Annotated in this window: 15 protein-coding genes; all 15 read left to right on the plus strand. The window is 53.2% G+C overall.

Going from position 1 to position 22225, the window contains the following annotated elements; all coding sequences use genetic code 11:
• The first annotated feature begins 452 nt into the window (after positions 1 to 452).
• Positions 453 to 1226: a glucose-1-phosphate cytidylyltransferase gene (gene rfbF / locus EP25_RS0121130; protein WP_031435682.1), complete on the plus strand. Its 774-nt coding sequence runs from the start codon at positions 453 to 455 to the stop codon at positions 1224 to 1226.
• Positions 1187 to 2272 (plus strand): CDP-glucose 4,6-dehydratase, encoded by a 1086-nt coding sequence (gene rfbG / locus EP25_RS0121135; RefSeq protein WP_235185970.1) that lies wholly within the window; start codon positions 1187 to 1189, stop codon positions 2270 to 2272. The genes rfbF and rfbG overlap by 40 nt, the downstream gene beginning before the upstream one ends.
• Positions 2273 to 2294: 22 nt before the next feature.
• On the plus strand, positions 2295 to 2507 hold the full coding sequence (locus tag EP25_RS0121140; protein ID WP_031435684.1) for a hypothetical protein: 213 nt from the start codon (positions 2295 to 2297) through the stop codon (positions 2505 to 2507).
• Positions 2497 to 4104 carry a lipopolysaccharide biosynthesis protein RfbH gene (rfbH, locus tag EP25_RS0121145; protein ID WP_084191128.1) on the plus strand — a complete coding sequence of 536 codons (1608 nt, stop codon included), beginning with the start codon at positions 2497 to 2499 and terminating at the stop codon, positions 4102 to 4104. The genes EP25_RS0121140 and rfbH overlap by 11 nt, the downstream gene beginning before the upstream one ends.
• 10 nt (positions 4105 to 4114) lie before the next feature.
• The gene (rfbC, locus tag EP25_RS0121150) at positions 4115 to 4684 is read left to right on the plus strand and encodes a dTDP-4-dehydrorhamnose 3,5-epimerase (RefSeq protein WP_031435686.1); all 570 of its coding nucleotides are present in this window, start codon (positions 4115 to 4117) and stop codon (positions 4682 to 4684) included.
• Positions 4681 to 5577, plus strand: a complete 897-nt coding sequence (locus tag EP25_RS0121155) for an NAD-dependent epimerase/dehydratase family protein (protein ID WP_031435687.1) — start codon at positions 4681 to 4683, stop codon at positions 5575 to 5577. The genes rfbC and EP25_RS0121155 overlap by 4 nt, the downstream gene beginning before the upstream one ends.
• A gap of 9 nt (positions 5578 to 5586) precedes the next feature.
• Positions 5587 to 6333, plus strand: coding sequence for an FkbM family methyltransferase (locus tag EP25_RS0121160; RefSeq protein ID WP_152555706.1), 747 nt, complete (start codon positions 5587 to 5589; stop codon positions 6331 to 6333).
• A 20-nt stretch (positions 6334 to 6353) separates the two neighbouring features.
• Positions 6354 to 7382 (plus strand): radical SAM/SPASM domain-containing protein, encoded by a 1029-nt coding sequence (locus EP25_RS0121165; RefSeq protein WP_031435689.1) that lies wholly within the window; start codon positions 6354 to 6356, stop codon positions 7380 to 7382.
• Between the two features lie 33 nt (positions 7383 to 7415).
• Entirely contained in the window at positions 7416 to 7814 is a 399-nt protein-coding gene (locus tag EP25_RS0121170) for a hypothetical protein (RefSeq protein WP_152555707.1), read from the plus strand.
• Positions 7811 to 9097: a glycosyltransferase family 4 protein gene (locus EP25_RS0121175; protein WP_031435691.1), complete on the plus strand. Its 1287-nt coding sequence runs from the start codon at positions 7811 to 7813 to the stop codon at positions 9095 to 9097. Before EP25_RS0121170 ends, EP25_RS0121175 begins: the two co-directional genes overlap by 4 nt.
• Positions 9094 to 10287 (plus strand): FkbM family methyltransferase, encoded by a 1194-nt coding sequence (locus EP25_RS0121180; RefSeq protein WP_152555708.1) that lies wholly within the window; start codon positions 9094 to 9096, stop codon positions 10285 to 10287. Before EP25_RS0121175 ends, EP25_RS0121180 begins: the two co-directional genes overlap by 4 nt.
• A gap of 141 nt (positions 10288 to 10428) precedes the next feature.
• Positions 10429 to 18408, plus strand: a complete 7980-nt coding sequence (locus EP25_RS22250) for a glycosyltransferase (protein ID WP_036300845.1) — start codon at positions 10429 to 10431, stop codon at positions 18406 to 18408.
• Between the two features lie 150 nt (positions 18409 to 18558).
• A complete protein-coding gene (locus EP25_RS23980; protein WP_031435694.1) occupies positions 18559 to 20022 on the plus strand; it encodes a flagellin in 1464 nt (487 codons plus the stop codon).
• Positions 20023 to 20284: 262 nt separating this feature from the next.
• Entirely contained in the window at positions 20285 to 21745 is a 1461-nt protein-coding gene (locus EP25_RS24200; RefSeq protein ID WP_031435695.1) for a flagellin, read from the plus strand.
• Positions 21746 to 21817: 72 nt separating this feature from the next.
• Positions 21818 to 22225, plus strand: a complete 408-nt coding sequence (locus tag EP25_RS23130; protein WP_084191129.1) for a flagellar protein FlaG — start codon at positions 21818 to 21820, stop codon at positions 22223 to 22225.

Consider the following 22225-nt stretch of genomic DNA (forward strand, 5'->3'; position numbering starts at 1 on the left):
ATACGATTTGTTTAACATCAGACGAAACCGGTATTTGCGTCGTTACGGGCACAAGCCATTGAAAAATGACAAGAGCGAGCAATTGGGAGGAAAGCTTGTATCGAACAAGGCAAGCGCAGTAAACCAATCTGCGTTGTAAGTGCGGAAGGCGTAAATCGCGCCTATGCAATGGTATGGTATAATGCAAACCTTTGATATGCATAGTCGCCTTTCATCAATCAAAGAAAAACTGTTGTTAATTGATCTTCAAAAGGAAAGAGCCCGTTTTTTGCTTTGCTCGCATCTTCAATATTTCTCACGGCGCCCTCTTTACCATAAGGCGGGGAACAAGTTAAACATCATAGCGGCAATTAAGGTACATAAACGCCGATTGCGGACAGGAATGGCCCGGCCGCCTGTTTTCTCGTCTAATATTATGCTGACTGGCAAATAATTATTGGCTATGGGGAATCATGAAAGCGGTTATTTTAGCAGGCGGATTGGGCACTAGGCTGTGCGAGGAAACCTATATCAAACCGAAACCGATGGTGGAAATCGGCGGCAAGCCTATATTGTGGCACATTTTGAAGACCTATTCGTGCCACGGCATCAACGAATTTATCATTTGTTGCGGTTACAAGGGATACATCATTAAAGAGTATTTCGCCAATTATTTTTTGCACATGTCCGACGTTACTTTCGATATGGCCAGCAACAAGATGCACGTCCACGAGAACAAAGCGGAACCGTGGAAAGTCACCTTGGTCGATACCGGCGACGACAGCGGTACCGGCGGGCGCTTGAAGCGGGTGAAAAGCTATGTGCAGGACGAAGAATTATTCTGTTTTACTTACGGCGACGGGATAGGAAATATCGACATTACCGAGAGTATCAAATTTCATCGGCGGCAAAACACATTGGCGACGATTACGGCGACTTACCCGCAGGCGAAGTTCGGCGCCTTAAAAACTTCCGGCAGTCGCGTGGTGTCGTTCCAGGAAAAACCGAAAGGCGACAACGCGATGGTCAACGGCGGTTATTTCGTGTTGTCGCCGAAAGTCATCGATTACATTGACGACGATCAGACCGGTTGGGAACAGAAACCATTGGAACGGCTGGCCGGGGAAGGGCAATTGGCCGTTTTCAAACACGAGGATTTCTGGCAGCCCATGGATACGTTGAGGGATAAGAATTATCTGGAAAGCCTATGGGTTTCGGGTTACGCGCCTTGGAAAATATGGGAATAAACGAAACCTTCTGGCGAGGCAAAAAAGTCCTGGTTACCGGACATACGGGGTTCAAAGGCAGCTGGCTGTCGCTATGGTTGCAGATGTTGGAGGCCGATGTCTACGGCTTGTCTCTCCAGCCTCCGACCGAGCCCAATTTATTCGAGCGTGCCGACGTCGGCAAACGAATGACATCGCTCCACGGCGATATTCGCGATCTTTCGCTAGTCAAAAAAACAGTGTCGGCCATTAACCCGGACATCATGATTCACATGGCCGCGCAATCCTTAGTGCGTTATGGTTACCATCATCCGGTCGAAACCTATCAAACGAACGTCATGGGAACCTTGCACGTATTGGAGGCTATTCGATCCTGCCAAGGGGTTCGCGCCGCGGTGATGGTGACGACCGATAAATGTTACGAGAGTATGGAGGCCGGCGAGCCGCATCGTGAAAACGATCCCTTGGGCGGTCACGACCCGTACAGCAGCAGCAAAGGCTGCGCGGAGTTGTTGATCGCCTCCTACCGGCATTCCTTTTTTTTCGAGTCCACGAGTGCGGCCATCGCCAGTGTCAGAGCTGGAAATGTTATCGGAGGCGGCGACTGGGCCGAACATCGCCTGGTGCCGGACGTGATTGAAGCATTTCAAAACAACCGTTCCGTCAAGATACGTAATCCGCAAGCGGTTCGGCCGTGGCAACACGTGCTGGAACCGTTATCCGGCTATTTGCTGTTGGCGGAAAGATTGTTCAACGGCGGGCATGCGTATGCCGAATCGTGGAATTTCGGGCCCGAGTCGGGCGATATGCGGCAGGTCCAATGGCTGGTCGAGTTTCTCGCCGGGAAATGGCAGTACGCGAATTGGGCAGTGGAAGAAAAACCAGGCTTTCATGAGGCCGGCGCATTAAGGTTAAACAGCACTAAAGCCCGCGACAGGTTGGGCTGGCGATCGCGTTGGTCGTTGCCCACAGCCTTGGAGAAAACCGTGGATTGGTATCGGGCGGAGAGCGCGGGCGTCGATATGTCGGTTTTTTGCCGGAAACAGATTCGGGAGTATTTTGCTTAACTTGCCTATCGAGTGAATCTTCATGAAAGCAGAAAAATTTGTTGTTAACGTTCCGGTTGACGGACTGGTCGAATTAAATCTCGCGCAATACGCATCGCAACAGGTTGTAATCGCCGTTTCGCCCGCCTGCCAGGCCGAGAGCCACGAAAACGGCCTGTTGAAAGCGCAAGAACGCTCGGGGTTTGCACAAAACGTATTGGCGAGCCGTGACGAGGACGTATGGAATGATCTGTGAGATCGCGCCCGGAGATATTTGCGTTTTACCATTTCCGTTTACCGATCCGGCGGCGCGAAGAAAAAGGCCGGCGCTGGCGCTGAGTGCTCAGGATCAGTACGGAGACGTACGCTTCGCTTTTATTACCGTTGGCTCTGGTCAACAGGATTGGTCGATCAAAATCGAAGAGGGCGATTACGCCGAAGGCTGCCCGCCTCTACCTAAGGCCGGTTACATCCGGTTGGAAAACCAGTATCGGCTTCCCGCCCGAATCGTAGTAAACAAAGCCACCGCGCTGAGCCCGGAAAAACTCCGGTACGTGTTAAGACATAATGTCGTTAGGGAGACCGTTCCTTATTGCGACGAGACCTATCGACCAAAGACATTCGAACCTGGCACAACGCCGGTACCGGTATCGGGCAAGGTCGTGGGGAACCAGGAAATTGCCGCGATCACCGAAGCCGCCCTCGATGGTTGGTTGACCACCGGGCGCTTCAACGACGCTTTTGAAAAACGTTTCTCGGAATTCGTCGGAGTGGCCTACGCTTCGACGACCAATTCGGGGTCTTCAGCCAATTTATTGGCGCTAGCCGCGTTGACTTCCCCGAAGTTGGGGGAGAAAGCGTTAAGGCCCGGCGACGAAGTCATCACCGTGGCCGCCGGTTTTCCGACGACGGTCAATCCGATCCTTCAATTGGGCATGGTGCCGGTGTTCGTCGACATCCAGATTCCAAGCTACAATATCGATCCGGCAAAAGTTGCCGAAGCGGTTTCGCCTAAAACCAAAGCGATCATGCTCGCCCACACCCTGGGTAATCCGTTCGAACTCGATGTAATCGTCGAACTTGCGCAAAAACACGGCTTGTGGCTCATTGAAGACTGTTGCGATGCGCTGGGCTCGACCTATAAAGGGCGGCATGTCGGAACCTTCGGCCATGTTGCGACCTGCAGTTTTTATCCGGCCCACCAGATAACGATGGGAGAGGGCGGGATCGTTTTTACCCAGGACCGTAAACTGAACAAGATCATCGAAAGCGTGAGGGATTGGGGACGGGATTGTTATTGCGAGCCCGGTCACGACGATTCCTGCGGGCGGCGCTACGGCTGGCGGCTGGGCGATCTGCCGTTCGGTTACGATCACAAATACACCTATTCGCATTTGGGTTACAACCTGAAGATTACTGACATGCAGGCCGCTTGCGGCTTGGCCCAACTCGATCGGCTACCTCAATTCATCGCCGCGCGAAAACGAAATTTCGACCATCTGCAACGGCGATTCAGGGCATTGGAGGATTTTTTCATCCTGCCGGAGGCGAGTGCCGCTAGTTCTCCCTCGTGGTTTGGTTACACCCTGACTATTCGTCGACCGTCGGCGATTTCCCGGGTGGACTTGTTAAGCTTTCTGGCTAAAAACAAGATAGGCAACCGTTTGCTGTTTGCCGGCAATTTGCTTCGACAGCCCTACATGAAGGGTCGGCAGTACCGGGTCTGCGGCGCACTGGACAACACCGACCGGGTCATGAACGACAGTTTCTGGCTGGGACTGTACCCGGGATTGAGCGAGGACATGTTGGATTTCACTTACGATCGATTGAAGGACTTCGTCAAGAGAGTGTGAGTAGACGGTTATGAGCGCTTGTTCGTTATTCAAGGTCTATCAGTCGCGTATCCCGGGATGCGTCGAACTGTTGCCGAACCGCTTTAAGGATCACCGGGGAGCCTTTGTTAAAACATTCCATGAGCCTAGTTTTGCAGAGCTGGGGCTGGAAACCAACTACGCCGAGGAATTCTATTCGGTATCGACGCTGGGTGTTATTCGGGGGCTGCATTTTCAACATCCCCCGCACGATCAGGTGAAACTGGTTTATTGCGCGTACGGCAAAGTACAGGATGCGGTGGTCGACCTGAGGCGCGGTTCGCCGACCTACGGGCATTACCAGGTGTTCGAAATTTCGGCGGAGACAGGCAACATGCTTTACATTCCCAGCGGTTTGGCCCACGGCTTTTGTACGTTGAGCAAGCAGGCGACGATGATGTACAAGGTATCCAAGACCTATTCTCCCGAATGCGATGCCGGCATACGCTGGGATTCGCTAGATATTCCGTGGGCGACCGGGCGTCCGATTTTGTCCGAGCGCGATCAAACTCATCCGCCGTTTCAAGATTACCGGTCTCCGTTCGTTTATCGTCCGGCATGAAGATATTGGTTACCGGAGCGACCGGTTTTCTAGGCTCCCATTTAGTTCCCTATTTGCTTGCCCAAGAGCATGAAGTTGCCTGTCTATCGAGGCAAGCGTCGAACGCGTTCGAAGGCTTGAGCATCCGTACCTGGACAGTCGATCAAAACGGCGCAGGATTCCGAGAGGCAGTAAGCGCATTCCTCCCCGATGTGGTCGTCCATTTGGCTGCGCATTATGTTTCCGAACACCGCTATGAAGATGTCGGCGCGTTGGTCAAATCGAATGTCGAATTCGGCGCCTATTTGCTCGATGCGATGCGCGAGGCGGGGTGCGGCGCCTTGGTGTACGCCGGTACCTCGTGGCAACATTACCGGAACCAGGGATACTGTCCGGTTAATCTGTATGCGGCGACTAAACAGGCTTTCTCGACCCTGGCCGAATATTATCTGAGTTCGACGGGGTTGCGCTTGTTGGAACTGCATCTTTACGAAAGTTACGGCGAAGGCGACCCCAGACTGAAATTGCTTAATCTACTAAAGTTATATGCCGAGTCGAACGATATATTGGATATGTCCGGCGGCGAGCAGCGTATCCATCTGGTCCATGTCGACGATCTTTGCAAAGGCTTTAAAATTGCCTGCGCCAGAGTGTCCGAGCTGGCGAAGGGAGAACGCAGGATTTATCGTCTGCCGTCCGCCAGAGCGGTGACGATTAAGGAATTGGTCGATTCGTTCAATGCGCTGAATCCGGATAACCCGGTGAGGGTGCGTTGGGGGGCACGCTCTTATCGCGAGCGGGAAATTTTCAGGCCGTGGGAGGAAGCCGAATGTTTGCCGGGATGGCGGCCGGCAATCGAGCTGTCGGACGGATTGAGACGGTTAAGGCAAGCGGCGACAAACAATAGTGACTGAGGACTCGATGTGAATAAGCGATATGTGCGCAGCAACGGATTGATTTTCGATTTGGGGATGAATAACGGCGACGATACCGCCTATTATCTGAAAAAGGCCGTCCGGGTGGTTGCGGTCGAAGCGAATCCCGGGTTGGCGAGCGAGGCGAGAGCGAGATTCGACGGTGAAATCAGGTCGGGTCGGTTGTCTATTCACCAGTTGGCGATATGGAACGACTACGGCCGGGTGCCTTTCCATATCAGCAGAGAGAACTCCCATTGGAGCAGTCTGGAGTCTCAATGGGCGGATCGCAACGGAGGCGGGACAGAGGCTGTTCAAGTCGAATGCGTTCCTCTCGCCCATTTGTTTGCCCTGCACGGCGTCCCCTATTTTTTGAAGATTGATGTCGAAGGTGTGGACGAAAGCGTGATCGATCAGCTCGAGCCGCTGCCTTACATTCCTGCCTATATCAGCATGGAGGATTGTCGTTTCGGTTTCCGATATGTCGAAAAATTGACGGCATTGGGCTACGACGGTTTTAAGTTGTCCAATCAAGCCCTGGTCGCCGAGTTGGCTGATGAGGCGGTAAACCATCGGTTTCCGGCCGGTAGCTCGGGTCCGCTGGGGGAGCAAGTGCCGGGGGAATGGCATGATCCGGCATCGTTCTTGCATCTCTACGAGCAGCAGGTTCGTAGCCGCGATAACGAGCGCAGGTCACCGCCCGGAGTGTGGTGGGATATCCATGCTCGTTGCGGTTCTCCCGATAAATTGATCTGACCAGAAATACCAACAAGACGATGAAGGCAACCATCAAACCCCGAATCAATCTCGAAGACCGCACACCGCTGCAAAACGTCATCCCGCTGAGCACGCCGTTCGTTCTTTTCATTGATCCGGTCAACACCTGTAATTTTCAATGTACATTCTGTCCGACTGGCGACCGGGAACTGATCAAGTCCACCGGACGCTGGCAGGGACGCTTGGATTTCGATGTCTATAAAAAAGTCATCGACGACCTCGGAGAATTCGACAATCCGTTAAAGGTGCTTCGCCTGTATAAGGAAGGTGAGCCTCTATTGCATAGCCGTTTCGCCGACATGGTCGGTTATGCCAAGGCCAGCGGCCATGTTCAATATATCGATACGACGACCAACGGTTATCTGCTTACCCCCGATAAGGTCGGACCGATTCTGGATGCCGGCATCGACCGGATCAATATTTCGGTCGACGGCATGTCCGACGCGCAGTTTTGGGAATTCACCCGGACCCGTGTGGATTTAGAGCGTTTCGTCGACAATATTCGGCGATTGTACGAGCGCAAAGGCGATTGCGAGATTTGCATCAAGATTCCGGGCGATATACTGAGCGACGACGACCGGCAACAATTTTTCGACATCTTCGGCGAAATCGCCGATCGTGTTTTCATCGAGAATTTCGCTCCCTGCTGGCCGACCTTCGACGTCGAGGAGCGCACCGGAATCCAGATAACCGAAGGGATATACGGCAACGAGATCGGGGAGGTGGCGGTCTGCCCCTATATTTTTTACTCGATGGCGGTGAATACCGACGGCACGGTCAGTTTGTGTTTTCTCGACTGGGCGCGCAAGCTGGTTGTTGGCGACACGCGCACCGAGACCCTGAAAGCCATTTGGAACGGCGAAGCAATGCAGCGTCATCGTATCGCGCACCTTCGGGGGTGTCGCAAGGATAATTCGACTTGCGCCGATTGCGGTCAATTGAGCCATTGTCTGCCCGACAATATTGACGCTCATGCAGCGTCGTTGTTGCAACGTATCGTACCGGCGACCGCCGATGCGATGCGTTGACGAGGAGGGGCGGTCATGGTAAGGAAGCGCATTTTGTTCATACTTCCCCCGTATTTCAACGTAGACGAATATCGCGCCGACAATCGCTCCAGCGTCTTGCCGCCATTGGGTATCAGCGCGCTATACAACGTTTCCCTCCGTTATCTACAAAACATCGCTCGGGTGATTCAGGCACACTTTCCGGCGACGACCCTGATTGTGGCGGGAGGCGGTTTGCCGTCGGCAGCTTTCGGAAAGGTGCAGGAGCTTTGTCCCGACATCGATGCAATTTGCAAGGGGGAAGTTGAGGTGCCTTTACGCCATTTGGCGGCGCAGGCAACGTGTCGTTTTGAGGATATCGTCGCCTGCGATCCGTGTTGGCATGAGCAAGCCGTCGGGCATGGCCTATTGGCGGATTACGAAGCCGGTCGTGGGGTTTTGAACGCCTTATGAAGGTGCTCCATATCGCGGCCCACTTAGGCGGTGGCGTGGGAAAGGTGTTGTCCCGGCTGGTCGAGTTTTCGGCCAAGCGCCAAGACGGAATCCAGCATACCGTCGCTATTCTGGAACCTCCCGAAAAACTCCAGTTCGTCGACCATGTTCGGCGCCACGGCGGCCGTGTCGAGGTCGGCGCCGACGCTGAGCAATTGCGCCGTTACGCCGAATCCGCCGATATCGTGCAGTTGGAATGGTGGCATCATCCGGCATTGGCCGAAATACTGGCGTGGGGAGATCTGCCGGCGATGCGCTTGATTGTTTGGAGCCATGTTTCGGGTTTGCATGCTCCCGAGATTCCGCCTTCTTTTGCAAGGCTGCCGCACCGTTTTTTGTTGAGTTCTCCCTGTTCCTGGCAAAGTCCCGGCCTGGCCGCGCTGGACGAGTCGGATCGGCGTCGGGTAGCGGCCGTCTTTAGCTCGGGCGGTTTCGACGACATGCCGCCGGCCCCGGTGCGGTGCGGCCGCAAACCGCCTATAATCGGATACGTCGGCACGTTGAACTATGCCAAGTTGCATCCTGACCTGTCGGATTATCTTGACGCAGTCAAAAATTCGTCGTTCCGCTTACATGTTATCGGCGATTCCGGCGCCGCAGGCCCCCTGCTCGCGGATGCAGAAGCCAGAGGTATGGCGGGACGATTGCAGCTCAACGGCTATGTCGCCGATGTAGCGACGGAGCTGAGAAAATTGGACATCTTGGCTTATTTACTCAATCCGTTGCATTACGGCACGACCGAAAATGCGCTGTTGGAAGCGATGGCCATGGGCGTCGTGCCGGTGGTCATGAACAACCCGGCGGAAAGTTGCCTGGTCAAGCATCAAGAAACGGGGTTAATCGTCGACGGCCCGCAAGGCTTTGCCGACGCGATCGAGCGCCTGAGCCGAGATCATGTCGAAAGGATCAGGATGTCGGTCAATGCCGCGCGTGATGTTCGCAAACGATTTTCGATCGAAAAAACCGCCCATCAGTTAACCGCCCATTATCGAGCCGTACTGCAGGAGCCGAAAAGGTCGTTCGATTTCAAAGCGGTGTTCGGAACGACACCGGCGGATTGGTTTCTCGCCTGCCAAGGGAACGAAAGCTGGCGCTTTTCCGGCCAGTCAGATACCCGGAAAATGGTTCGCGGGCCGCATTTTTTGTACGAAAAAACCAAGAGTTCGGTATTTCATTATCGCCACTTTTTCCCCGCTGACCGGCGTCTTGCATCGTGGGCGGAGCGACTGGGGGCTTGGCGATGAGTGAACTGCCGGGGCTGGAGCAGTCGCTGCAGATGCTGGCCGATCTAAAAAGTCGCAGGGGCACCTCGAAGCTAAAGCCTTGCCCAGTGGATCGGCCGCTGGTTTTGTACGGTGCAGGCAACTTGGGGCAATTGGCGGCGGATTTGTTTGCACGGCTAGATATCGACGTCGTCTATGCGGTAGATCGCCAACCGCGGTCCGAGCCTATAAACGGGCGAATTCCGGTCGTTGAGCCGGATAACTCGCCGCTTGCCGATCGCCGTGATTTCATGATTGCGGTCTGTATCGTGACCACCCCGTACCAGCCTGTGCGTGATTTCTTGGAGACGATGGGCTGGCGACATATCTATCCGGTTTACGACCTGTTACAGGCTTACGCCGATCGTTTGCCGATGAGCAACGGCTGGTTCGCCGGCCTATTGACCGACGACGATTGGTGTAATATCGAACGCGTACTTCGTGGTTGGCGGGACGATTGGTCTCGGGCCGCCTATCTTCAATTTCTGGCTTGGCGTCTGGCGCGCGCGGAATGGCGTTTTAGCGGCGCTCCGGTGTCGATCGGCGACCGTTATTTTATCGAGCCGGTGACATCATTATTGACAGATCACGAATATTTTCTCGACGCCGGGGCGTGGAACGGTGTGGTGAGCCAGCGATTCGTCGATGAAACCGGCGGTTCGTTCCGCCGCATCGCGGCGGTCGAGGCCGACCCTCGAAATGCCGAAAGATTGCGCGAGTGGAAATCGAAATTACCGGAAACGCTGGCCACGAGAATCGACGTTCTGCAAACCGCACTGGCGGAAAAAAATGCCGGTCAGCCGTTTTCTGAAGGATTCGACATGGCGTCGCGTTTGCAATCCGGTGCGTCGCACATCGTCCGAACCCACACCCTGGATGAATTGGATATCCCGGTAACATTCGCCAAGTTTCATCTGGAAGGCGGAGAGCTCAACGCGCTGGAAGGAGGCGCGCGTACGCTGCAACAATACCGACCGATCATCGCAGTTACCGTATACCACAATAGCGATGGTCTGTGGCGCATACCGCTTTGGTTTTGGCACTGTTTACCGGAGTATCGGTTATTGTTCAGAATGCACGGATGGTGCGGTACGGGTGCTGTGCTTTACGCGTTGCCGAATGAACGGGTAGGCGGCAAGCCGTTAACGGTTTATCCGGCTAAAGCTTCATGAGTTCCGATTCGACGAAACACGATGGCGGGAAATGCAGCAGCTACAATTGTAATGAATGTTTGAGCGTCAACTACACATACCGCTGAATTCTCGGTGCCTGGAGATATTCGGCAACAATCATAATTAGTAAGGTTATAGGTCATGTCCAACTCCAATCACGAATCCAGCTACGAACGATGGCAAAAAGCGTTGCATACGGAAATCTCCTTTTGGAAGTCCTGGTTGGAAACGAAGGGCCTGCAATGGCCGGAGGATTATGCGGCAAGAACCGACCCGGATTCCGAGTTGAACCCGAATATCGGCAAATGGCATGGTGGCAGCGAGGCGCCGAGCATTTTGGACGTGGGTGCTGGGCCGATGACAATTCTCGGCAAGAAATGGCACGGAAACCCGGTCGATCTTCAAGCCTGCGATGCTCTGGGCGATGAATACAATCGGCTGCCTTTTCCGCGCGGGTTGCCTCTGGTACGCACCCGACGTTGTCATTCTGAAAAACTGACGACCCAATATCCGCGCGACTCTTTCGATATCGTGCACGCCCAAAACACTCTCGATCACAGCTATGCTCCCCACAAGGCCATACTTGAAATGCTGAGCGTCGCAAAAGTCGGTGGGGTCGTCTATCTGTGCCATATCGCCAACGAAGCGGAAAAAGAAAATTACCACGGGCTGCATCAATGGAATTTCGAGATTAAGGGGAATGTGTTGTGGCTTTACAACAAGCAGGAAAAAATCTCGGTTAACGAGCTGATAAAAGAGATTGCGGAAGTCGCTTATTTGTCCCCCGATAGCAGCGATCCTTGTATTGCCGTTTTTAGGAAGACCAAGTCCTTCGAAAATAGCCGAGACGATAAAATCATTCTGTCGATTCTCGTCCCCTCGTACAGGGGGTATTTGGAGTCGATCGCAATGTTCAGCAAACTTGCCGGCATTCGTCATAGCGCAATCGAAATTCTGGTTGCCGATAATTCCGGCGACGAACATAAGTGGCGGGAGTTAAAAAATATTTCACGCGAGGCTGATCATTTTTACGTTCTGCAAAATGAACAGGGACTAATAGCGCGCGACAATTATTGGTCGATCTTACAATCGGCGAAAGGCAAGTTCATCTTTGTTTGTGCCGACGACGACTATATCGATATCGAGTTTTTCTTGGACGCCGTTGAACGCTTAAAAACGGCGGCAAATAATATTTGCATCACGCCGCCGATCTATCAATACCAGGGAAACGGCCGGGTCGAAAAAGCGCCGCGAGTTACGCAATCGGAAGACGACGATTGGACACGGAAAATCGTTTGCCACATCGATGCGAAAGTGATTCCGACGATGACCTATTCCATTATCCCGAAAGAACTGGTCATGCTGTTTTTTTCGGAATATATGAACAAGCATCCTTTGCTTGCCACGTTCATGGATTGGCACTTCGAATATTTTGTTAGAGCATGGTGCCGCTGCGTCAACAGCGAAAGCGGGCTTTATTTGTACGACTATCAGAAGTGGACGAACATCGGATCGGCAATCGAAGCCGATGCAAAACAATACGTTTCCTCGGGTTTACCGGAATGGTTTGTGGTTTTCCACAGGTTGTTTTGGACGGTGGATAGTTGCAGTTTCATCGACAGTTCCTATTTTCCCGAAGACGCTAGCGGACGGAAAACGGTTATCGAGGCGTTGATCGCCCGCAACATGAGTGTGTTCGTCGACGAACTCAATGGAACTAAGCGCCGGCGTTTTCAGGATGCCCCCATTTCCGCCGGGACGAGAGCCGATATCGATAGGTTGGCGGCTAAGAGCTCGTGGTCGTATCGTGAGTTACTGGACGTCTTGCTGTCCCTGCTCGGTGAAATCGACGCCGAAAAGGCGCAGGCCTATTGGCGTTTTATCGATGAAATCAAATCGGCGGACATCCAATTGGGTTTTCAACGGCTCGAAGGGGGAAGCAGGTCCGAAAGCCAAGATGTTTCAACAAACGATAAAGAGCGCACGCCTTTAGTCAGCGTCGTGATACCGTGTTATAAGCAGGCACATTATCTGCCCGAGGTGGTGGCGAGCGTTGTTGCCCAAACATTCGCCGATTGGGAGTGCATCATAGTAAACGACGGCAGTCCCGATGACACCGGCGAAGTGGCAAGACAGCTTATCCGGCGCTATAGCGGGTCGCTTATTCGCTTGCTGGAACAGGATAATGGCGGCTTGTCGGATGCGCGGAACAAGGGCGTCGGCATAGCGAACGGAAAGTACATTTTGCCGTTGGACGCCGACGACAAACTGGATTCCACGATGTTGGAAAAAACGGTTGCCGTTTTGCAATCCGATCCGGCGGTCGGGATCGTTTATACGTATATCCGGCATTTCGGTAGCAGGAGCGACATCTGGAAAACCGGGCCGTTCAGCCTGGAAAAGGAAAAATACGATAATTATCTGCCTTATTGCTCGCTGTATCGCAAGGAGGTGTTCGAGTCTGTCGGAGGCTACGACACGAATTTCAATTCCTATGAAGACTGGAATTTCTGGATATCGGCGATGGAGCGGGGTTGGCAAGGCAAGTTGGTTCCGGAACCTCTGTTTCTCTATCGTAAGGGCGATTCGAGCATGTTGGTCGATGCCAATAAACGGCGCGAGCAACTGGTGGCGCAGATCGTTCTGGCTCACCCGGAGGTTTACCCGCAAGACCGCAGGCTTTGGGCGAGCCGACTATTGGACGGCAAGGCCGATGATGCTGACTCGTCGCTCACGAGCGACGAGCAAACCTCGCCGACGCTGGCCGCCGCCGGAGGACGAAAGAAGATATTGATCGTCTGCAGTCACTTTTGGCCGTCTGTCGGCGGGTTGGAGTCGAGCATGGAACAGCTTAGTCTGGAACTGCTTGGCCAGGGATATGCCGTTACCGTTCTGACGCAACAACATGCCGGACGGACTGGCCGCGATTTTCACGGTGTCACGATCGTCAGCGAAGATCAAGTTCAATTTTCCCAGGCGATTGCCCGCACAGTGGCTTCCGAAGTCTACGATTGCTGTATTCTGGTCCAGGATCCGCTGGGGCCGATTATCTGGAGCGTAGAAAAACTGCTTCCGCTGCAACGCGGTAGCGTTATCATTCAGCCGATCATCAACGAAGACGGCTATTCCAAATGGATGGGCAATCAGTCCTTTCGGGAAAGGCTGTCCCGAATCCTGAAATCGTCCTCGGCCGTGTTGACCATGACGCAATCCGGCGCCGACGTTCGTTTCATGCGCCAGTCGGAAATAGATTCCGCCTATATACCGAATGCGGTCGCAGCTTGTCAACCGGCTGGCGATTTCCGAGCCAGATATTCGATCGCTGGAGACGCTTTCTTGATTCTGCATGTCGCCAATCTTTACCGGGTAAAAAACCATCTCGGCCTGATCGACGCTTTAGACAGCCTGCCCGAGAACTGGAAACTCGTCTTGATCGGCCATCCGGCCGAGACCGATTGCGCGGCCGCGGTTTCCGAAAAGCTGGCCCTGCGGCCCGATATCTTGTTCATACCGGGCTTGGACAAGGAATGGATAGCGGCGGCGATGGAGGCTGCGGATGCCCTTGTGTTGGCATCTCACGGCGAAGGCTCTCCGATCACCGTATTGGAAGCGATGTCCCACAAGACGCCTTGGCTGGCGACCCCGATGTGCGGCGCCGTGCACGATCATGCCGGCGGCATCGTCTGCGAGCTGGTCGATTTCAAGCAGGTTCTGGGCCGTTTATCGGATTCCCCCGAGCTTGGTCGCCGTTTGGGCGAAATAGGATACCGGCACTGGACGCGCTGTTATTCCTGGCAGGCGATTATCCAAGGCTGGGTCGATTTGATCGAAACCGGCCGCTTGCAGCGACGGTTCGATACCCCGCGATCGCTACTGAGCGCAACTGATGAAACGCTTGCCGAGTTGGATTTGGTTTCCCGGCGGCACGCGTTCGATAATCCGGTCGTTCCGTTTTCTTGCGAAACCCCGTTGGTATCGGTCATATTACCGACGCTGAACAGGCTTCAATTACTCCCCAATGCGATCAAGTCGTTACAGCAGCAACGCTATCAAAATTGGGAAGTCATCATTATTAACGACGGTGGGGCGCCGGTCGTTCTCTCCGAAGGCCTGGCCGATCCCCGCATTAAGCTAATGGAGTTAAATCGGAACTACGGGCAGTCGCAGGCACGAAACATCGGGCTCAAATTCGCCAAAGGGGAAGTGATTTGTTTTCTGGACGACGACGATGTGTTCAAGCCGGATCATTTGACAACGGTCGTTAAGGGATTGGAGTCTACTAATTTTGTTTATACGTTGGCCGAGTCCGTTCTTTACGACGACGATCAATCGGTGGTCAGAAGAGCCGTCATCTATAACGATATCGAGTACAGTAGAGAGAGGCTCTATGTTTCTAACTTCATACCGATCAATACCTGGGGGGTGCGTTCGGATTACTTGAAAGAGGTCGGGTTTTTCGAAGAGTCTTTGCAGTGCCTTGAAGATTGGGAGCTTCTGATTCGGCTTAGTAGCCGATGTCGTTTTCATCATATTCCGAAAGTCACAGTAGAGGTACACGAAAGACAAGGCACAACGAGCGTTACCAAGGCGCATGTCGCGAATTACTCGGATGTCTTCGAAGAAATTTATCACAAGCACGGTTGCTTGAATTCGACTGCGGTCAAGGACGCCCAAAACCGCATGCTGGCGAGCTTAACGAGCGGTCAAACGGATGGCCGCACAAAAATTTGCTCGATTGCGGTAATCCTGCATTTGTCTGATGCCGAATTATGGGATGAGCTTTGCGTTTCCCTCTCGGCGATAGCCAGGAAATTCGATCTTTATGTCACGATCCCCGAAGGGACGAACGACAGTCTGATCGACGAAATTTCAAACAGGTTTCCCGAATCGCGCGTCTTTAGGGTGCTGAGTAAGGGGCGGGATATCCTGCCGTTTTTGACCGTATACCGGGAAATTCAGTCGTTGGGGTACGATTTGATTTTAAAGCTGCACTGCAGCCCGGCAATGCAAATCAACAGCGATGGTCAGGCCGAGCAATGGCGGGGGCGCATGATGCGCTCCCTGGTGCAATGGCAAAAACGAGTCGACGACATAATCGAACTGTTCGAAACCGATCCTAAGCTTGGGATATTCGCGCCGTTCGGTTATCTGTATCGCACTCTGTCCGGCGACGTCAATTTCCCGGTCATTCAACGTCTTATACCCGGCATCGATAAAGAGGCTTTCGACAAGAGCGGGTTCGTGTTTCCGGCCGGAGCGATGTTTTGGTTCAGGCCGCAGGCGCTTGAGACTCTGTTGGCCTTGAATTTGAACGCCGAAACCTTCGAAAACGAAACGGGTCAGACCGACGGGACCTTGGCGCATGCGGTCGAGCGCTTGTTCGGCGTGTTATGTCGTTCGTCCGGTTACACGATCACCGACCGCTTGCCTAAGTTGGATGACATCGAATACCAGAACTGGCTGGAAAAAAAACGGGAATACGAACTCGCCCGGGACGGCATGTCCTTGGTGGAATACCCCGAGTTCAAGCCGGCGATTCGATGTTTCGTTTTTGTCGAGCAGCCCGATTTGACCGCCCTGGCCGATACCTTGGACAGCCTGGGCGGACAAACCTACACCAACTGGCATCTAACCGTGGTCAGTCCGTTGGCGTGCCCGGATCCTTTATTCGACGAAATGCCGCAGTTGGAGTGGGTCACCCGGGAACAGCCGTTAAATGTCGCTGCGTTGTTGTCGCTTGCAGGAGGGCGACAAGCAGAATGGGGATGCTTTTTGGAGCCGGGCGATTACCTGGAGCCTCACGCATTGTCGTGTTTTGTCGAGAATTCACATCGTTATCCTGATTGGGAGGCCATCTACAGCGACGAAGACAGGGTAAGCCCGGAAGGCTTTTTCCACAGCCCCCGATTTAAGCCGGATTTTAACCTCGATTTATTTTATGCGACCGATTACATCGGAGGCCTGGTCATGTTCAGGACGGCTTTGCTGGAGCGCTGCGGTGCTGGCAAATTTCCGGATATTTTCCTATCCTGGGAACTGGTGTTGCGGGGTGGCGATCAGGATTATGGCGCTACGATCGGCCATATTCCAAATATTCTCCTGCATCGCCGGGAGGCGGCCGATCAGGCCAGACTGCTTGCCGGCGAGCGCAGAAAAAGCGCGTTGTCCGCTTATTTCCGGGAACAAGGCGAAGTGATCGATATCGCCGACGGCTTGTTGCCGGGGACTTTATATCTGCAGCGCCCGCTCGCGTCGAGCCCGCTGGTATCGATCATCATCCCGACGAAAAACCGCCTGGACCTGATCCGGCCGTGCGTCGAGAGTATTCTGGAAAAAACCGGTTACCCGCATTATGAAATCCTGATTGTGGATAATCAAAGCGACGACCCCGAGACCCTAGCATACCTGGCCGACATATCCGTTCGAGAGGCGAGAGTAGGGCTGTTGTCGTACGACCGGCCCTATAATTTCTCGGCTATCAATAATTTTGCTGCCGAGCGGGCCCAGGGCGATTATCTTCTGCTATTGAATAACGATACCGTGATTATTCAGGAGGAATGGTTGAGCCGCCTGCTGGCGGAAGGGTTGAGAAGCGACGTGGGAATCGTCGGTCCGCGCTTGATCTTTCCCAATAAGCAAGTTCAGCATGCTGGCGTGGTGCTGGGGCTTGGACAATTCGGCGTCGCCGACCACCCGTTCATCGGTGAAGCAATGGATGCGCCAGGTTACATGGGGCGTCTGCAGCTGACTCAGGATTACTCGGCGGTCACCGCCGCCTGTCTGTTGATCGAAAAGGATTTATACAAGCAGGTCGGAGGATTGGACGCGGAAAATTTCAAGGTGTTGTTCAACGATGTCGATTTGTGTCTGAAAGTCAAAGAGCTCGGTTATCGGATTGTTTGGACTCCTTTTTCGACCGTTGTCCATCACGGTTCGAGCTCCTTGAAAAAAGAACAACCAAGCAAGGAGAAAAAGGAAAGAAGCCGGGCGGAAGCCGATCATATGTTGAAAAAATGGTTGCCGCAGTTGGCGCGAGACCCCGCCTTTAACCGAAATCTCAGTTTGAAACACCTCGATATTCAAATCGAAACCAAGACCGACGTTACCTGGAACGTCGATTTTCATGACAAACCCCGTATATACGCATTTCCCGGAAACGATTCGGGGGTCGGCGAATACCGCGTGCGGTCTCCGCTGCGGGCGTTGACCAAGGCGGCGATGATACAAAGCAGTCTGTTGCCCAATCATGCGGAAGCGATTATCCCCGATGTGGTCGAAGTCGAGCGCGCGAAGCCGGATGTGTTGTTTTTGCAGAACGCCTTTGTCGATTATTTCATCGATGCATGGAGCAAGTATCGGCGGTTCAACGACGTATTCATGGTTTACGGTCAGGACGATTTATTGTTTTCGTTGCCTAAAAAACATCCGAAACAAGGCCAGTGGCCCAAGGATCTGCGGCGCAGGTTGAAAAAAATAATGCGATTGTCGGACCGGGTTATCGTTGCCAATGAGGTGTTGGCTGAAGCGTTCGCTAAATTTACAGATAATATCGCCGTGGTGCCCAATTATTTAGAAACCGAGCGCTGGTTGACTCTGCAATTGCCGGAAAAATCGATACACGGCAAGCCTAGGGTCGGTTGGGCCGGCGGTATCGAACATCGCGGCGATCTGGAATTCATATTTCCGGTGGTCGAGGCACTGCACCGCGAGGTCGATTGGATCTTCATGGGAATGTGTCCGGAAATACTGAGACCTTATATAAAAGAATTCCATCCTGGGGTCGTGTTCGATATGTATCCGCAAAAATTAGCCGATTTGAATCTGGACCTGGCTATCGCACCGCTGGAGCATAATAAGTTCAATGAGGCTAAAACCAATCTGCGCTTGCTGGAATACGGAATTCTGGGGTGGCCGGTCGTCTGTACCGACATCCTGCCTTATCGAGGCGCGCCGGTCACTCGCGTAGCCAACAATCCAGACCATTGGGTACGGACGATTCGGGACAAGCTTCAAGAGCCGGAATTTCTGCGACAAGAAGGGCAAGCCTTGCGGCAGTGGGTGATCGAAAACTATATTTTGGAAGATCACTTGCCGCAGTGGTACGGCGCATTATTGCCGTAAATCAGGAACAGTTTGTGCCGGATTATTGACGTTGCATAAAGTAAGATTTTATTTCTTTTAATTATCAGTATGTTAATGGTCTTGGTTGTAATGGCATGACGCTTGCTTATTTGGTTTGGAAAGAAAATAATCCAAGCCAAGGGGATAATCATGCCACAAGTAATCAATACCAATATCGCATCCATCAATGCCCAGCGTCAGTTAAACCGTTCGCAGGGGTTACAGCAAAACGCTATGGAGCGCCTTTCTTCCGGGTTGCGCATCAACAGCGCCAAAGACGATGCCGCCGGCTTGGCGATTGCTGACAGGATGACGGCCCAGGTTCGAGGGTTGAATCAGGCGGTCAGAAACGCCAACGACGGCATTTCGCTGGCGCAAACCGCGGAAGGCGCGATGCAAGAATCGACCAATATATTGCAAAGAATGCGCGAGTTGGCTGTGCAGTCGGCCAACGATAGCAACAGCGCCTCGGACCGTTCCAGCTTGCAGAAAGAGGTCAACCAGTTGAAAGCGGAGCTGGAACGCATCGCAACCACAACCAGCTTCAACGGAAAGAATCTATTGGACGGCTCGTTCAATGCGCAATCGTTTCATATCGGCGCTTATGCCGGGGAAAGCATTAGCGTAAGCGTCGGTACCTCCCGTATCGGTAGTATTGGGACCCAGGAGCTAAACAGCGATACAGAAATTCAAAGCGCACAAGGTTCTGGAACCGCCGGAATGAATGGAGTAGCGTCCGGAACCCTAACCATTACCGGCGCCTTCGGTACGGCGGATATTACGGTTAACGCAGGGGACGCCGCGGAGGATATCGCCGCTGCGGTCAACGCGGCCTCCGATAACACCGGGGTAGCCGCGCAGGCAGTCAATTTCGCTAAACTGGATAATTTCACCAGCGGTGGTATCAGCATCGATTTGACCGGCTCCAACAGCACTGCGGTCAGCATTACCGCCGACATCGGTGCGAACGGCGACGTCAGCGCGTTGAGCGACGCGATTAACGCGGTATCGGGAGAGACTGGTATTACCGCCAAGATCAGCGACGATAAAACCGAAATTTTACTGACCCACAGTACAGGCAAGGACATTAAGCTAACCAACGTGAGCGGAACCGGCACCTTCGATGTGACGGGGGTCAACGAAACCGGTTCGTTCGATGTGGCCGAGGAAGTCGGAGGTCCGGTGGCATCGACCGACGGCACCATTACTGTGGGCGGCAGCATAACCTACAATTCGTCCAAGAACTTTAAAATCGCCGATACTTCGAATACGGTAGCCGCGGGCACATCCACGCTGCAATCGGTGGAAACGATCGACATCAGTACTCAGCGTGGTTCTAACGACGCCTTGAGCATCGTCGACGGGGCGTTGGATTTTATCGATAACGCCCGCGCCGACCTAGGTGCCATTCAAAATCGTTTCCAGGCGACTATCGCGAATCTGGAGAACGTGTCGCAGAACGTATCGGCGGCCAAATCACGGATACAGGATGCGGATTTTGCCAAGGAATCGGCGGCCCTGGCGAAGGCGCAAATCCTGCAGCAGGCCGGTATTTCGATGTTGGCTCAGGCCAATGCGTCCAACCAGAATGTATTGAATTTGCTGCAAGGATAAGGAACCGGGGTTGTTGCTCGACAAGTTGGGGAAGAGTCTTATTTCGGCACGGCCGGCGGCTCTTTCGCCAATGTCGGGGTTAGATATACTCGTTGGCGATGGATTCAGCTTGGCGAGTTTTGTGAGCTACTACTGATTTTAATTGGCAAAAAAGGGTTTAAGTTTTCTCTGGGCCTGACGATAACCACAGTGAACGAACAATTAATACGGTCTTCGACTAAGTTCGAAGGCGGGTTTGACATAAAATCCAGAGGGTAGCATCATGGCTCAAGTTATCAATACAAACATTGCATCAATCAACGCTCAAAGACAGTTGAATCGTTCTCAGTCCGGCATGTCGACCGCGATGGAGCGATTGTCTTCCGGCTTACGTATCAACAGTGCGAAAGACGATGCCGCTGGGCTGGCGATCAGTGACCGTATGACCGCTCAAGTTAAAGGCCTAAATCAAGCCGTCAGAAATGCCAACGACGGTATTTCGCTGGCGCAAACCGCCGAGGGTGCGATGCAGGAATCGACCAATATATTGCAAAGAATGCGCGAGTTGGCGGTGCAATCGGCCAACGATAGCAACAGCGCCTCGGACCGTTCCAGCTTGCAGAAAGAGGTCAACCAGTTGAAAGCGGAGCTGGAGCGTATTGCAACGACGACCAGTTTTAACGGAAAAAACCTGCTGGACGGCTCGTTCAATGCGCAGTCGTTTCAAATCGGCGCCTACGCGGGAGAAAGTATCAATGTTAGTGTTGGTACCGCCCGCATCGGCAGCATCGGTACCCAGGAGTTGAATAGCGACACCGAAATTCAATCCGCGCAAGGGTCAGGAAGCAGCGGCGCGAATGGGGTGGCTTCCGGAACCATGACCATTACCGGCGCCTTCGGTGCTGCGAATGTCACGGTTAATGCGGGTGATTCTGCGGAAGCGATTGCCGCCTCGGTGAATGCGGCAGCCGACGAAACCGGGGTTACTGCGCAGGCGGTCAATTTCGCCAAGCTGGATAATTTCAGCAGCGGCGGTATCAGTATCGATTTGACCGGCTCCAACAGCACAGCGGTCAGCATTACCGCCGACATCGGCGCGAACGGCGACGTCAGCGCCTTGAGCGACGCGATTAACGCCGTGTCGGGAGAAACCGGAATTACCGCCAAGGTCAGCGACGATAAAAAGTCGATTCTGTTGACCCACAGTACCGGTAAGGATATAAAGCTAACCAACGTAAGTGGTACAGGTTCGTTCGACGTGACGGGGGTAAACGAGACTGGTTTGTTTGACGCGGCCGAGGAAGTGGGGAGCGCAGTGGCATCAACCGATGGTACCATTACGGTAGGTGGCAGTATCACCTATAATTCGTCCAAAAATTTTACGATCGCCGACACATCCGGTACTGTGGCCGCCGGCACGTCCTCGCTGCAATCGGTGGATACGATCGACATCAGCACCCAGCGGGGGTCCAACGACGCCTTGAGCATCGTGGACGGGGCGCTGGATTTTATCGACAATGCCCGTGCTGATCTGGGTGCCATTCAAAACCGTTTCTCCGCGACTATCAGTAATCTGGAAAATGTTTCCCAGAATGTTTCTTCCGCCCGATCTCGGGTGCAGGATGCCGATTTTGCTCAGGAATCTGCAAATCTGGCTAGAAACCAAATCTTGCAGCAGGCCGGCATCTCGATGCTGGCTCAGGCGAATGCTTCATCGCAAAGTGTATTGTCTTTACTGCAATAACCAAGGTAAAGGAAAGGCGGCAATATATTGCCGCCTTTCCGCTGTTATTGGTATTTTTTCGAGGGCAGAACAATGGATATCAACAATATAACTCCCCATATAGGGGAAAGTGTTCGAAATGCCCCTGTCGTAAAAACGGCAGCTGACAGTAGAGCAATTGTCAAAACGGTAGGCAGTGCCATTCAAGGTGAAGATAACCGAAGCGATTCTGTTGGTTCGGTGAATTCCCGAATATCGCAGAAAAAAGATGTTGAAACGGCTGTATCCGAAGTGAATCAATTTTTTCAAACCGAACGGCGTAATTTGTCTTTTTCGGTTAATGAGACGACACAGGATGTCGTTATTGAAGTGAAGGACGCTGAAACGGATGAAGTGATTAGGCAGATCCCGCCGGAATTTGTTGTTAAATTGGCGGAGCATTTGCAAGAGCTGTCAAGTGAAGATGCGTTCGGCGGCTTGTTATTAAGAGACAAGGCTTGA

Source organism: Methylomarinum vadi (genome assembly GCF_000733935.1).
GTDB lineage: Bacteria > Pseudomonadota > Gammaproteobacteria > Methylococcales > Methylomonadaceae > Methylomarinum > Methylomarinum vadi.